A 13,727-nucleotide genomic window follows, 5' to 3' on the forward strand; every position below is an offset into this window, starting at 1 on the left:
ATTGCTTCTGGCAACATGAAACTCTTCAAATCGCGCAGGTATTGCCATGGTTCGGGCCCGGATAAAATTTCGCTTACATCGTACGGCTATTGTGCTTATCTGTCTGGCGCTGCTGGTGGTGTTATTGCAGGGCGCGTCCTACTTTAGCCTTAGCCATCAAATGGCGCGCTCCGAGCAGGTTGATGAACTGGCCCGCACGCTGGCGCGTCAGGTGGCATTTAGCCTGGCTCCGTTAATGGAGGGCAATGGTGATAACAGCGCCAGAATTGAAGAGACGCTGCGCCAGCTTACAGATAACAACCGGATCCTTGATGCCGCGCTCTATCAGCAGGACGGTACACTTCTGGCGCGCGCCGGTGAGCAAATCACGGTGCGTGACCGGCTGGCGCTCGATGGCAGCCGGGCGGGCAGCTATTTCAACCACCAATTGGTTGAGCCGGTCAACAGCAAAGAGGGGCCGCTAGGTTTCTTGCGCATTACGCTCGATACCCATGTGCTGGCAACCGAAGCGCGTCAGGTGGATAACACCACCAATATCCTGCGTTTGATGATCATGATGGCGCTGGCCATCGGTATCATTCTGGCCCGTACGCTGTTGCAGCACCACCGCTCCCGCTGGCAGCAGTCACCTTATCTGCTGACGGCCAATGCGCCAATGCAGGAGGATGAACCGGCTAACGATGGTGAGCCTGTGACACCGGATAGCGATAACACTCGCAAAAACTGAGCGGTACGGTTTGCGTTATTGCCGCAGGGATTTACGTCATGATCGAAGGGGTTTACTTCATGATCGATTGTGCCGGGCCGGTAAATCGGAGAAAATGCTCCGCTTATCCATCTGTCGTTACGATGCCTGTCACTTAAGCCTGTGTGGGGGACAATGCGTGTAAAAAAGTGCTTAAACCTCTTGGCCGAGCGGCCGCGCGCATGGCGCGTCCTGATGGCTTAACTGATTGGCATCAGACAGCTTTATCTGTCTTTATTTTCTGTTTTGTCGGGTGTGGTTCCCTTGTGTGATGGGGGCCCGCCTCACTATTAAAGAAGCCTGAATAACATGTCTCCAAGTGAATACGCACGCGAAGTCGCCAAACGCCGGACATTCGCCATTATTTCTCACCCCGACGCCGGTAAAACCACCATCACTGAAAAAGTGTTGCTGTTCGGACAGGCCATTCAGGTCGCCGGAACGGTGAAAGGGCGTGGCTCTAACCAGCATGCCAAATCAGACTGGATGGAAATGGAAAAGCAACGTGGTATCTCGATTACTACCTCGGTGATGCAGTTTCCCTACCGCGAATGTCTGGTCAACCTGCTTGATACGCCGGGGCACGAAGATTTCTCGGAAGATACCTACCGCACGCTGACTGCCGTTGACTGCTGCCTGATGGTGATCGACGCGGCCAAAGGGGTAGAAGATCGTACCCGTAAGCTGATGGAGGTCACGCGTCTGCGCGATACGCCGATCCTGACGTTTATGAACAAGCTCGACCGTGATATTCGTGACCCGATGGAAGTGCTCGACGAGGTTGAGCGCGAGCTGAGTATCGCCTGTGCGCCTATTACCTGGCCGATCGGCTGCGGCAAGCTGTTCAAGGGCGTCTACCACCTCTATAAAGATGAAACTTATTTGTATCAGAGCGGTATGGGCCACACGATTCAGGACGTGCGCATCGTCAAAGGGTTAGATAACCCGGAACTGGATGATGCGGTGGGTGAAGACCTGGCCGCACAACTGCGTGATGAACTGGAACTGGTGAAAGGTGCCTCTCACGAGTTTGAGCAACAGGCATTTCTGAGCGGTGAATTGACGCCGGTGTTCTTTGGTACGGCGCTGGGTAACTTTGGCGTTGACCACATGCTTGACGGTCTGGTGTCGTGGGCACCCGCCCCGATGCCGCGTCAGACGGATGTGCGTGCGGTCAGTGCCGGGGAAGAGAAGTTCAGCGGTTTTGTGTTTAAAATTCAGGCAAATATGGACCCGAAACACCGCGACCGCGTGGCATTTATGCGCGTGGTATCAGGCCGCTATGAAAAGGGCATGAAGCTGCGCCAGGTCCGTATTGGTAAAGATGTGGTGATTTCGGATGCCCTGACCTTCATGGCGGGTGACCGCTCCCATGTGGAAGAGGCGTATCCGGGTGACATCATCGGTTTGCATAACCACGGCACCATTCAGATTGGTGATACGTTCACGCAGGGTGAAGATCTGAAATTCACCGGTATCCCCAACTTTGCGCCAGAACTGTTTCGTCGTATTCGCCTGCGTGACCCGCTCAAGCAAAAACAGTTGCTCAAAGGGCTGGTACAGCTTTCTGAAGAGGGGGCCGTGCAGGTGTTCCGCCCGCTAATCAATAACGACTTGATCGTCGGTGCCGTCGGGGTGTTGCAGTTTGACGTGGTGGTTGCGCGCCTGAAAACCGAATACAACGTGGAAGCGGTGTATGAATCGGTCAACGTTTCCACCGCGCGTTGGGTGGAATGCAATGATGTGAAGAAATTTGAAGAGTTCAAGCGCAAAAATGAGCTGCATTTAGCGCTGGATGGTGGCGATAACCTGACTTATGTTGCGCCCACGATGGTGAACCTGAATCTGACGCAGGAACGCTATCCAGACGTGAAATTCCACAAAACCCGCGAGCACTAATCTCTCGCCACCGCCTGCGTATTTGGCGCGGGCGGTGTATTTCCTGCCCTATTCTTTCAATGCGGATATCCGCTATCCCTTGCCTGCCTGCGCCGGACAAATCTGAAATCACCCGCTCTTACTGACTGATGTCTGTGCTTTTTTTTCGCCTGAGTTATAGTTGGTGGCGCTGTTTTTAGTTTATTTTTGGTTTTTTATATTTTTTTTATTTTATTGGCTGGTGTTAAATATTTTTCCGGTGTGGTGGTGGTGCCGGAGTGAATGTCAGTTGAATCATCAGAAGGAGTCTACCGATGAATCCCATCAGAAGATCATGTTGGCTGGGCGCAGTGATGTTAACGGTTGCCCTGCCTCTTTTACCGGCACGGGCGGAACAGAGGGCAACCGCACAGTGGGCTGCGGAAAGTGTAGGCCAAAAAATAGACCGCTCGATTACCCTGGTGGCTGAATTTGTGGATGACAGCACGTTGACGGCGCAGGTGAAAGGCGCATTGCTGCAAGATGAAACGATTGACGGTAATGATATCGCTGTCTCGACAGAGGCCGGGGTTGTGTCGCTAAATGGCGTCGTGAGTCATCCACAGATGGTTGTGCGTGCAGTAAAGATTGCTACCCAGATACCCGGTGTGAAGTCTGTCATCAATCAGTTGCAGGTCAAAAGTGACGATGTTGCACAATCTCGCAGCCAGTCAATAGGGGAATACACGGATGACGCGCTGACGACCAGTGCCGTCAAAGCCAAATTGCTGGCTGACAGCCAGGTGCCCTCACGTCATGTGAAGGTTGAAACCCATGATGGCATTGTGTTGCTCAGCGGGCAGGTTACCAGTCAACAGCAAGCAGATAGGGCAGAGGCTATTGCCAGGGCCGTTAGCGGTGTAAAACGGGTCAAGAATGTGCTGACGGTAAAACCTTAAACGTCCTCTGCCATTGACGTTCTGCTGTACTGCGACTGTCATATTATGCCGTTACACTGGATTCGCTGGTTTATCCCACCATGATTTACATCTGCAAGGGGGTTCCATGTTGAATCTGGATATCGTTATTGGTCGCTGGAAGCAGTGGAAAGGCGGGTTGTGGGCACTGTGGGCCGACTACGTTGATAGCGAGTCGGCCTGGCTTGCTGGCAACCACGATTTTCTGGCCGGTGTGATGCAGGAATATTACGGAAAATCACAAGACAAGGTATCCTTAGAGGATGACAGGCTGCACTGAGGGGTGAGTTTTGCCTGAATCGTCTTCCTGCGCGTCTCATGCGCATCCCGCGATGGCAGCCACCAGGCTGGTGGATACCCACTGCCATTTTGATTTTCCGCTGTTTGCTGATGATGCAAACGCCAGCCTCGCCCGAGCGGCGCAGGCCGGTGTGCATCACCTGATTGTCCCCGCCGTTGCCGAACAGCATTTTGAACGGGTACTGACGCTCAGTCAGCGCTGGCCTGCGTTATATGCCGCCCTCGGTTTGCATCCGCTGTATATTGCCCAACATCAGGAATCTCATCTGGCCTGTCTGGCACAACGGTTGGCGCAGCCTCACCCCCGGCTGGTGGCAGTGGGTGAAATCGGGTTAGATCTGTATATGCCGCAGCCGCAGATTGAGCGGCAAAAAGCCTTTCTTGGCGCACAGTTAATGCTGGCTGCACGCCACGATCTGCCGGTGATTTTGCACTCGCGCCGCAGCCACGATCTGCTGGCACATCTGCTGCGCCGTCATCCGGTTCCTCGTACCGGTGTTATCCACGGTTTTGCGGGCAGCTATGAACAGGCCATGGTGTTTATCCGGCTGGGCTATTACATCGGTGTCGGCGGGACAATTACCTACCCGCGCGCCAATAAAACCCGTCAGGCCATCTCTCGTCTGCCCCTTGACCGGCTGTTACTGGAAACCGACGCACCGGATATGCCGGTATGCGGTTTTCAGGGGCAACCGAATCGCCCGGAGCGCATTGTCTCGGTGTTTGCCGCACTGTGTGAGTTACGTGCGGAGTGGCCGGAGGTGATTGCCGGAACCTTGTTGGCCAACACCTTGCGACTGTTTGCCGGGATGTCGCCGCCTGCCGGGATGGAGTGATGTGTCATCAGTATCCGGCTGCCGGTGTTCTCAGGTATGGCGTTATCCTCAATACGAATTTAGCTCTCTTTAGTATTAATTCAGCTATTCTCAACAGAAGGTGCCTTGCGTGGGCAGGGCACGTCAGGTGAAAGCGACAGACAGGGAAGCATATGAACAGACAAAAGGACGATGTGATAGCGCTGTATCCGGTGACTGAGTGTGGTGATATGTTCTCTTTATTTATCAGCAATATTGAGTGGCTGACGTTTTCAATGCCCGGCAGCAAGCGCACTTATCCTGGGTATTGTGCCCGCTGTCATTTTGATGTGGCGGCCTACCACGAAGGGCTGTTCTTGCACACCGGTATTGCGATGCCTGCTGAGGTGCGGCGTTCTGTGCCAAAGCGTCAGGCAGAGTATCTTGCCGGGCGCTATCTGGCAAAAAATGTGCTGGCACGTTTTAATATTCATGGACATGTGCTGGCCAGCAGCGCCGATCGCGCCCCGGTATGGCCTGCGGGGATGGCGGGTTCCATCAGCCACAATGCAGACCACGTCCTGTGCGCGGTACACCGCTGCGATAGCCGGGTGTGTGGCGTCGGGCTGGATATTGAAACCTGGATGAATGAATCCCGTGCTGACAGCCTGTGGCCCGGTATCGTCGATGACATGGAGTATGACTGGCTGCACAGCCAGGCCCCGCTGGGGTTTGCCCAGATGCTGACACTGAATTTTTCTGCCAAAGAGAGCCTGTTTAAGGCGCTCTACCCACAGGTGAAGTGCTATTTCGATTTTCTTGATGCCCGCATGATTGCCCTGGACACCACACAGCAGAGTTTTACGTTACAACTGCGCTCATCCCTGTCGTCAGATTACCCTGCCGGGCGCTGTTTTGCCGGGCGCTATCTGTGGCGTGAGCGTGACATCACCACCTTTTTATTTGTCTGAGCGCGTCAGTGGCGTGTGAAGAGAGAATCACGTCTGGCGGTATCCCGGTGTGTGGCTTGTCGCCAGTCGGCGATTGGCGTAGCGTGCGGTTGTTAATCCATCGTGCAGAAAATCAGGACGGTGACGCATGAACATGACGGGTAATACGATACTGATTACCGGCGGGAGTACAGGCATTGGGCTTGGGCTGGCTGAGGCTTTTCATCAGCGCGGCAATCAGGTGATTATTGCTTCTCGATGCGAGGCTGCGCTACGCGAGGCGGCAGCGGCATTTCCCGGCATGGCCTGGCGGGTGTTCGATCAGCGTGACACCGCGGCGACAACGGCGTTCGTCGCCGAATTGACGCAGGCGTTTCCAGCGCTGAATGTGCTTATTAATAATGCGGGCATTCAGCGGCGTGAGGATTTAACCCATCCTGATTTACCTGCCATCACCGATACCCTGGCCACGAACCTGACCGGGCCATTGTGGCTCACGGGCGCGCTGATACCACATTTGTTACGCCAGCCGCAGGCGGCAATACTCAATGTCACCTCTGAGCTGGCGTTTTTGCCACAGGCCATCACCCCGACGTATTGCGCCAGTAAAGCCGCTCTGCATGCCTATACCGAGGCGCTGCGCTGTCAACTGCGTCACTCTGCTGTGCGTGTGATTGAGATAATCCCTCCCTGGGTGCAAACCGGTTTACAGGGCGAATGGGGTTTTGACCCGCGCGCCATGCCGCTGGCGGCGTTTATTGATGAAACCCTTTCGGTGCTGGCGCAACAGCCAGAAGCACAGGAAATTGTGGTCAGCCGCGCCCGTGACTTGCGCTTTGCTGAGCGTGATGGGGTTTATGCCGAGCGTTTTCAGCGTGTTAATGAGCAGGATAATGAATAAGCCCATACCATTGTCCTGTGTGGCATGAGACTGTTTACACCGGAGTAACATAATATTTGTCTATGATATTTCCGTTTTGTTACTTTATTTTTTTGTAATATTTGATGTTTTTTAATGTTTTAAGGTTGTGCAATTGCCCTGGTTTGCAGGTTAATTTTCTGGCTTTTTCCTTATTCGATGTGTGTTGATTTTAATTTTTTCAATAAATATCAATGCATTGTTTTTTCTCGCGATCTTTTTTTCTTTCTGGTTTATCTGCTGCTGATTTTTTCCCTTTTGTACGGATTAATCTCCTGAGTTAACAGGCCGATAACCAATTGTCATGTTTTGTCTGTATTGAACGATCGTGTGCCCTCTAAAAGGAAAAAGAATGATGAATACCACTGCTGTGCCTTCTTCGTCATCCGGTGTGAGTTTTTGGCACCATTGGCGGCTGATGCCGATGTTCAGTTCCATCATCGGCGTCATTCTGATTTTGTTTGCGTTGGCGATAGGGTTTTCGGTGCATTTTTTGATGCGCAGCAACAGCTCGCTGAATGATGTGACGGCGGAAATTCAGGTGCGACTCGGCGTGTCGAACAGTTCTAACCATTTGCGTACGGCTCGTCTGATGTTGATTCAGGCCGCCGCTGCCGCCAAAGAAGGCGATAAAGACACCGCCAGCAGCAGTGTTCAGCAGGCAGAAGGCCGCCTGAAGCAGTCGGCAGACAGCTTTGCCACCTACCAGAACCGGGAAGTCAAAACCCCGGCAGACCTGGCGCTGGAAGATGCGCTGCAACAGCGCTACAACGAGTACGTTAACAATGGCGTCAGGCCGATGCTCGAAGCGGTGAAAGCCGGTCGCTATGATGATGTGGTCAGTATGGAATGGAAAGTCGTTCGCAAGCTGGATCTGGCGTATAACGATGTATTACTGAAAGTGGTGGCTATCCGTACCCAGCGGGCCGAAGCGCTGAATAGCGAGGCACAGCAGGAGTCGGTGTTTGGCTATAGCGTGATGGCGGTAAGCTTTGTGGTGGCGGTGCTGGTTTCCCTGTTTACCTATCTGTGCCTGCGTCGGGTCATTATCAAACCGCTGCGTTCACTGGTTGCGCGTATTGAACATATTGCCTCCGGCGATCTGACGATGCCACTGGCGCAGTGGGGGCGCGGTGAGGTGGGGCAATTGGGGCATTATCTCCAGAATATGCAGCAGTCGCTGGCGCGCACGGTCAGCAATGTGCGTCACGGTGTAGAGGCCATTTATCAAGGTATTACGGAGATTTCCGCGGGTAATAGCGATCTTTCCTCACGCACGGAAGAACAGGCTTCTGCGCTGGAGCAGACGGCCGCCAGCATGGAGGAACTGACGTCAACCGTGCGCCATAATGCTGAAAACGCCAACCATGCCAGTCAACTGGCCGGTGATGCTTCGGGTAAGGCGCGTCAGGGGGGCGAACTGGTGGAAGGCGTGGTGAAAACCATGGGGAATATTCACCAAAGTTCGAAGAAAATTTCAGAAATCACGAATATTATCAATGGTATCGCTTTTCAAACCAACATTCTGGCGCTGAACGCTGCGGTGGAAGCGGCGCGTGCCGGTGAGCAGGGGCGTGGTTTTGCGGTGGTGGCCGGGGAAGTGCGTTCACTGGCGCAGCGCAGCGCTCAGGCTGCCAAAGAGATTGAAGGGCTGATTAGCGAATCGGTGACGCTGGTGGAAACCGGTTCAGGTCAGGTGAGCCGCGCCGGGGAAACCATGCAGGATATCGTCAATGCTGTTACCAGCGTCACGGATATTATGGCCGAGATTTCGGTGGCGTCGCAGGAGCAGAGCAAGGGTATCGATCAGGTCGGGCAAGCCATTAATTCCATTGATAACGTGACCCAGCAGAATGCGGCGCTGGTCGAGCAATCCACCGCGGCGGCGGCATCACTGGCCGGGCAAGCGGCTGGATTGAGTGAGGCTGTGTCGGCGTTTCGTATCGATAATGTGGAGCCGCGTCGGGCGGTGAGTGCTCCGGCGCGATCGGCACTGGCACAACCGACCTCTCTTGGTGCATTACCGGCAGCCAAAAAAGCCAAAAACACCCAGGCCGACTGGGAGACCTTTTGATACCGAGGGGCTCGATGTAAGTCACTCGTCATGACCGGTGAGTCAGCGAAAACAGGTGGCTCTGGTGCCACCTGTTTGTGTTGCGGTATTGGCGCTTAGTGAAAAGTCGCACGACCGGTCAGGTGCCCCACCCAGCCTGAGGGATTGGTAAACAGACGAATGGCAGTGAAGTCAGGAGATTCGCCACAATCAAACCAGTGAGCGGTGTGTGCCGGAACACGCAACAGGTCGCCAGCCTGACAGGTGAGGCGATACACCTGCTCCCCTGCCGGTACAAAAAATGTGCCGCTGCCGCGCACAAAAAAACGCACTTCGTCTTCGCTATGTGTATGTTCTTGTAAAAATTTCTCCCGCAGCTCTGCCCGTTGCGGGTGTGTGGGTGTCAGGGTAATGACATCAGCACTGCGATAGCCTTCCTGCTGACTGAGTCTGGCGATTTCATGCTGAAAATGTGCCAGTAAGTGCGGCTCGGTGGCTGGCTCTGGAAGGTCGCTGACCGGCCAGCGCGTGAATGAAATACCGGCGGCGGCCAGTCGTGCACTGATTTCGTGAAAATCCGTCAGTAACTGGTGCGGTTGTGCGGTGTGGGGCAGGGTAAATATTGCCAGTGTGGTCATCTTGTCTGCTCGGTGTGAGATGAAATGAGGCTTTAACCATTCAACTTGCAGGGTTAAAAAACAAGATGCATTATTTATATCTTATGTCAGATAATTCAATTAATACATTATGTTAATTGATATTTAACGTTTGCTTTACGCACGATGACAGAGGATCATCACGATGGCCTGACAACGTTGTGCCATACTGACAATAACGCTTATTCGGTATCAGCGGGTATTAAGACAATAACGACAGCCGCGCACCGCGGTTTTCCTGTTTAACGGCATTAAGTATCAATGGTTTTTTTGACGCGGGGATACCTATTTCGGTGGTGTATTCCATTCAATGTTCATGTTATTTCCAGGGCTGGCTTCATTAACGCTATTTAGAGAAAAGAGATACCTATATCTTAATATGAGAAATACTATTTCTTATATTTTCTAAGTGGGTCGGCTTGCTGATAACGTCTATTTGCTCGTGCAGTATATTCATTTATTTATCAGGGAATCGCATGTGTGCCGAGTCTGTATATGGTTCGGTGCCGTAAGCTTTTCTGCGTGAAGGAGTGACAACATGACCCTGACTGAACAGGCACGAATATTTGCGACAGAAGCGCATGCCGCATGCGGCCAGAAACGTAAATATACCGGAGAGCCCTATATTGTTCATCCGCAAGCGGTGGTGGCGCAACTGATGTCCATCGGCCCATCGCCGGAAATGATCGCGGCTGCCTGGCTGCATGACACGGTGGAGGATACCGCCGTTACACTTGCAGACATCGACACGGCGTTTGGGCCGCAGGTTGCATCCTATGTGGAGATGCTGACCGATGTGCTCACCCGCAGCACCGGCGGTGAGCGCATTCATCGCAAGAATACCAATTTGCTACACAGCGCACAGGCCTGCCCACAGGCGCAAAGCATCAAACTGTGCGATTTAATTGATAACAGCCGCAACATTCTGGAGCATGACCCGATATTCGCCCGTGGCTATATGGTGGAAATGCGCCGGTTGTTGACGGTGCTGACGCAGGGCGACTCACGGCTATACGCCATCGCTACACGCCAGTGCGAGAGCACGATTTTGCGTATTCACCGGCAAATGGGTGATGAGCAATGGTATCAAACCCTCTGGCAGCAGTATGAGGCGCACCTGCCGCTGCAAACGGTGCTGGCGCATCGCCATGCGTTAACCCCCTAGAAACAGAGAGGTTTTATCGGCCAATACTTCTCAACTGGGTACAAAACGGGCAGAGGCAGCCACTTACCGAAGCGGCATCACACTGTCCCAACCCGGCTGACAAACCGGTTGCACTATAACCGTGGCTGAATGAGGCCTGCGCTTGCGCCAGCCGTGCCGTGCCGACGGGCTCTGCCGGTGCCAGTTTGGCCTGAAAGGCGCTGGCGTTCACCGCCGTGAAGGAGAGAAAAACCAGTGACAGTTTGAGTTTCATCATAACCCCCTGTGAGTGACCTGTGACCTGCCCAATCCGCGAGCGAGGTCATGGACACGTTTTATACCACACCCGACCCGGCACCCCATCATGTTGCGCATTGCCAGTATGAGTTCATTATGACTACGTTTACTTCATTTTGTTATGTTATAACATATAAAATGGTCATAAGGAGTGAGGATCAATGCGGACGTCTTCCTCTGCACGATTAACGGTTACGCATTTGCGCGTTGCGGATGCCAGCGGACAGGTCTTGCTCAAAGATATTCACTTTGACGCAGCTCCCGGTGAGTGTCTGGCGGTTATCGGGCCGAATGGCAGCGGTAAATCCACGCTGTTGCGTGCGCTATTACATGATTTAACGCCGGTTGCGGGCTGTATTTGCCTCAATGACAAGCCGCTGGCGCAGTTATCGCGTCTGACGCGAGCAAGGTACATGGCGCTGATGAGTCAGCACGATACGCCGTGTCTTGCGCTGACGGTCGCGGAATATGTTGCGCTTGGCTGTCTGCCGCAGGCGGGTGTCACATCGGCCGCGCAACAGCACGCGTGGATAGCGCAAGCACTGGCGGATACCGGGTTGTCGGAACTGCGACAGCGGCCACTGGCAGCGTTGTCCGGTGGTGAACGGCAGCGGGCTTTTCTGGCGCGGGCTCTGGCGCAGCGTCCACAGGTGTTGCTGCTCGATGAGCCGACCAACCATCTCGACCCGGTCGGTCGGGCGGCGATGCTGGCGCGAGTCAAACATGCAGGCATGACGGTGATTGCGGTACTGCATGACCTGTCGCTGGTGGAGTCTTTTGCCGATCGGGTACTGGTGCTGTCTCAGGGGCGTCAGGTGTGTTGGGACACGCCATCGCGCGCACTGGCCAGCGAGAGTCTCTACCCAGTGTTTGGTATCCAGAGTTTTTTGCTGACGCATCCACAAACCGGTCAGCCTTTGCGTTTTTTTGATGTGCCGACAGGGCCATCGTTTTCACCCTCAGAGGATAAGCATGAAACAGGTGTTAAGCGCTAAACGATCACGTAAGTTCGCGTCAGCTGTGGCCAGCTGGCTTTTGAACGCAGGCGTATTATTGGGTTTTTTAGGCGGTATGGCGCAAGCCTCGGGTTTTCCTGTCACGGTGCAAAGCTGTGGCAAGCCATTGACCTTCACCCAGGCTCCCTCGCGCGCCATCATCAATGACCTGAATATGTCTGAAATGGCTTTTGCCCTGAATTTACAGCCGCAGATAATCGGCCTGACCGGGATCAGCGGCTGGTACAAAATGACAGCGGAATTTCGTGAGAAAATGGGAAATATTCCTGAGCTTTCACCGAAATACCCGTCACTTGAGTCGTTACTGAACGCGAGCCCGGATTTCTTTTTCGCTGGCTGGAACTACGGTATGAAAGTGGGCGGAGAGGTGACACCGCAGACGCTGGCAACCTATGGCATCCAAACGCTGGTACTCAGTGAAAGCTGTATTTTTGAAGACAGGAAACGCCCGCGCGCCAGCATGGCATTACTGTATGACGATATGCTAACGCTGGGGCGTATTTTCGGGCGTGCAGAGCAGGCGCAGGCGCTGGTTGCACACTGGCAGGCGCAACTCGCTGCACTGCCTAAACCCCCGCAGGGCCACGCTGCGCAAAAGGTATTTGTGTATGACTCCGGTGAGGATAAACCCTTTACCAGCGGTGTGTATGCGATGCCGACGGCGATGATTGAGGCCGCAGGCGGGCGCAATGTGATGGAAACCATGCAGGCGAGCTGGGCCACCACCTCTTGGGAAACCGTCTCTGCCGCGGAGCCGGATGTGATTATCTTGCTGGATTACCAAAACGGTGGCGGAGCCGCGGCGTTACAGCACTTCCTGCAAGTGCATCCGCTGATGAAATACACCCCGGCGGTCAAGAACCAGCGTTATCTGCGGTTGCAGTACGCCGAACTGACGCCGGGGCCTGCCAATATTCGCGCGATTGAGAAGCTCTCCCGCGTGCTCTACCCGGATACACCGGCTTCATGAGTCTCCCGCTAGCGCAACAGAAGCAATGGCACACGATGCAGCGATATTATGTGCTGTCCGGCCTGCTGCTGGCTGGCCTGCTGCTGGTGGTGATGGCACTGAGTACCGCCATCGGCGCGACCCGCATTCCACTGGCACAGGTCGTGGCCGCGCTGATACCCGATGAAGGCAGTGTGCCGGACGGCGTGCGGCGTATCGTGCTGGCGTTGCGCCTGCCGCGTACCCTGCTGGCAGTGCTCACCGGTGCGGGCCTGGCGATTGTCGGCGCACTGTTGCAAACCACCACCCGCAACGAACTGGCGGACCCTTTCCTGTTTGGCCTCTCTTCTGGCGCATCTGCCGGTGCGGTGCTGGTGATAACCCGCTTTGGCGAATGGTTTGGCCTGTTCACGTTGCCGGTGGCGGCATTTGGTGGCGGGATCTGTTCGGCTCTCTGCGTGATGCTGCTGTTTTTTTTGCGGCGAGGCCGGCAGGCCGAGCATCTGGTGATGTGCGGGCTGGCGATGTCGTTTCTGTTTGGTGCCGTCACCAGCTATCTGGTGTTCTCCGGCGACCAGCGAGCCGCCAGTTCGGTGCTGTTTTGGTCGTTAGGGGGGCTTGGGCTGGCGCGCTGGGATAATTTGCCGCTGGCACTGTGCAGCCTGCTGCTGCTTGTTGTCCTGGTGGTGACGCGCTGGCGCGCGCTCGACAGCTTGCTGGCCGGAGAGCAAACCGCGCTCTCGATGGGAGTTCATGTTAACCGCCTGCGTATCGAAGTGTTTATCGGGTGTGCGCTCGCTACTGCGCTACTGGTTTCCCTGACCGGGGTGATTGGCTTTGTCGGGCTGATGGTGCCGCATCTATGCCGACCGCTCGCCGGGGTGCGCCATCGCAGGTTGATCCCGCTCTGTGGCCTGCTGGGGGCGATATTACTATGTGGTGGCGACACCCTGAGCCGGGTGTTGCTGCCTTCTCAGGAGTTACCAGTGGGAATTGTGACCGCCGGGCTCGGCGGGCTGTTTGTCATCAGCCTGCTGGCGAAACGTTAGGTATTACTTATTGATTCGATA

General features: G+C 54.6%; 14 protein-coding genes. 12 read left to right on the forward strand and 2 right to left on the reverse strand.

Going from position 1 to position 13,727, the window contains the following annotated elements:
- Positions 1-46 precede the first annotated feature (46 nt).
- The 8 genes from DAQ1742_RS02580 to DAQ1742_RS02615 all read left to right on the forward strand — a co-directional run bounded on the left by DAQ1742_RS02580 (position 47) and on the right by DAQ1742_RS02615 (position 8,616).
- The gene (locus DAQ1742_RS02580) at positions 47-727 is read left to right on the forward strand and encodes a YtjB family periplasmic protein (RefSeq protein ID WP_035339597.1); all 681 of its coding nucleotides are present in this window, start codon (positions 47-49) and stop codon (positions 725-727) included.
- A 327-nt stretch (positions 728-1,054) separates the two neighbouring features.
- Entirely contained in the window at positions 1,055-2,644 is a 1,590-nt protein-coding gene (gene prfC, locus DAQ1742_RS02585) for a peptide chain release factor 3 (protein ID WP_035339599.1), read from the forward strand.
- A 293-nt stretch (positions 2,645-2,937) separates the two neighbouring features.
- Entirely contained in the window at positions 2,938-3,561 is a 624-nt protein-coding gene (gene osmY, locus DAQ1742_RS02590; RefSeq protein ID WP_035339601.1) for a molecular chaperone OsmY, read from the forward strand.
- Positions 3,562-3,670: 109 nt separating this feature from the next.
- Complete coding sequence (locus DAQ1742_RS02595) at positions 3,671-3,859, forward strand: CsbD family protein (protein WP_035345691.1); 189 nt, start codon at positions 3,671-3,673, stop codon at positions 3,857-3,859.
- 52 nt (positions 3,860-3,911) lie between these two features.
- On the forward strand, positions 3,912-4,715 hold the full coding sequence (locus tag DAQ1742_RS02600; RefSeq protein ID WP_035339603.1) for a TatD family hydrolase: 804 nt from the start codon (positions 3,912-3,914) through the stop codon (positions 4,713-4,715).
- Between the two features lie 209 nt (positions 4,716-4,924).
- Entirely contained in the window at positions 4,925-5,644 is a 720-nt protein-coding gene (locus DAQ1742_RS02605) for a 4'-phosphopantetheinyl transferase family protein (protein WP_035345693.1), read from the forward strand.
- Positions 5,645-5,771: 127 nt separating this feature from the next.
- A complete protein-coding gene (locus tag DAQ1742_RS02610) occupies positions 5,772-6,524 on the forward strand; it encodes an SDR family oxidoreductase (RefSeq protein WP_035339605.1) in 753 nt (250 codons plus the stop codon).
- 373 nt (positions 6,525-6,897) lie between these two features.
- Complete coding sequence (locus DAQ1742_RS02615; protein ID WP_067487416.1) at positions 6,898-8,616, forward strand: methyl-accepting chemotaxis protein; 1,719 nt, start codon at positions 6,898-6,900, stop codon at positions 8,614-8,616.
- Between the two features lie 95 nt (positions 8,617-8,711).
- Here the strand turns inward: DAQ1742_RS02615 and DAQ1742_RS02620 are convergent, their stop codons facing one another.
- Positions 8,712-9,233, reverse strand: coding sequence for a 1,2-dihydroxy-3-keto-5-methylthiopentene dioxygenase (locus tag DAQ1742_RS02620; protein ID WP_035339607.1), 522 nt, complete (start codon positions 9,231-9,233; stop codon positions 8,712-8,714).
- A 556-nt stretch (positions 9,234-9,789) separates the two neighbouring features.
- Between DAQ1742_RS02620 and DAQ1742_RS02625 the strand changes: the two genes are divergently transcribed.
- Complete coding sequence (locus DAQ1742_RS02625) at positions 9,790-10,416, forward strand: HD domain-containing protein (protein WP_035339609.1); 627 nt, start codon at positions 9,790-9,792, stop codon at positions 10,414-10,416.
- Positions 10,417-10,429: 13 nt separating this feature from the next.
- On the opposite strand, the gene DAQ1742_RS02630 is transcribed toward DAQ1742_RS02625, so the two are convergent.
- Entirely contained in the window at positions 10,430-10,672 is a 243-nt protein-coding gene (locus tag DAQ1742_RS02630; protein WP_371327837.1) for a hypothetical protein, read from the reverse strand.
- A 181-nt stretch (positions 10,673-10,853) separates the two neighbouring features.
- Between DAQ1742_RS02630 and DAQ1742_RS02635 the strand changes: the two genes are divergently transcribed.
- From DAQ1742_RS02635 to DAQ1742_RS02645, 3 genes are read left to right on the forward strand one after another with little or no spacing between them, the layout of a single operon-like run.
- Positions 10,854-11,687 (forward strand): ABC transporter ATP-binding protein, encoded by an 834-nt coding sequence (locus tag DAQ1742_RS02635; RefSeq protein WP_035339613.1) that lies wholly within the window; start codon positions 10,854-10,856, stop codon positions 11,685-11,687.
- A 25-nt stretch (positions 11,688-11,712) separates the two neighbouring features.
- Positions 11,713-12,678, forward strand: coding sequence for an ABC transporter substrate-binding protein (locus DAQ1742_RS02640; RefSeq protein WP_035345697.1), 966 nt, complete (start codon positions 11,713-11,715; stop codon positions 12,676-12,678).
- A 35-nt stretch (positions 12,679-12,713) separates the two neighbouring features.
- The gene (locus DAQ1742_RS02645) at positions 12,714-13,706 is read left to right on the forward strand and encodes a FecCD family ABC transporter permease (protein ID WP_035339615.1); all 993 of its coding nucleotides are present in this window, start codon (positions 12,714-12,716) and stop codon (positions 13,704-13,706) included.
- The last annotated feature ends 21 nt before the right edge of the window (positions 13,707-13,727 follow it).

This window comes from Dickeya aquatica (assembly GCF_900095885.1).
GTDB lineage: Bacteria > Pseudomonadota > Gammaproteobacteria > Enterobacterales > Enterobacteriaceae > Dickeya > Dickeya aquatica.

Bases quoted from the DNA above. Each gene is read 5' to 3' on its own strand.
- DAQ1742_RS02625 (WP_035339609.1), top strand. From the start codon at position 9,790: ATGACCCTGACTGAACAGGCACGAATATTTGCGACAGAAGCGCATGCC.
- prfC (WP_035339599.1), top strand. From the start codon at position 1,055: ATGTCTCCAAGTGAATACGCACGCGAAGTCGCCAAACGCCGGACATTC.
- DAQ1742_RS02605 (WP_035345693.1), top strand. From the start codon at position 4,925: ATGTTCTCTTTATTTATCAGCAATATTGAGTGGCTGACGTTTTCAATG.
- DAQ1742_RS02620 (WP_035339607.1), bottom strand. From the start codon at position 9,233: ATGACCACACTGGCAATATTTACCCTGCCCCACACCGCACAACCGCAC.
- DAQ1742_RS02635 (WP_035339613.1), top strand. From the start codon at position 10,854: ATGCGGACGTCTTCCTCTGCACGATTAACGGTTACGCATTTGCGCGTT.
- osmY (WP_035339601.1), top strand. From the start codon at position 2,938: ATGAATCCCATCAGAAGATCATGTTGGCTGGGCGCAGTGATGTTAACG.
- DAQ1742_RS02580 (WP_035339597.1), top strand. From the start codon at position 47: ATGGTTCGGGCCCGGATAAAATTTCGCTTACATCGTACGGCTATTGTG.
- DAQ1742_RS02610 (WP_035339605.1), top strand. From the start codon at position 5,772: ATGAACATGACGGGTAATACGATACTGATTACCGGCGGGAGTACAGGC.
- DAQ1742_RS02630 (WP_371327837.1), bottom strand. From the start codon at position 10,672: ATGATGAAACTCAAACTGTCACTGGTTTTTCTCTCCTTCACGGCGGTG.
- DAQ1742_RS02615 (WP_067487416.1), top strand. From the start codon at position 6,898: ATGAATACCACTGCTGTGCCTTCTTCGTCATCCGGTGTGAGTTTTTGG.
- DAQ1742_RS02645 (WP_035339615.1), top strand. From the start codon at position 12,714: ATGCAGCGATATTATGTGCTGTCCGGCCTGCTGCTGGCTGGCCTGCTG.
- DAQ1742_RS02600 (WP_035339603.1), top strand. From the start codon at position 3,912: ATGGCAGCCACCAGGCTGGTGGATACCCACTGCCATTTTGATTTTCCG.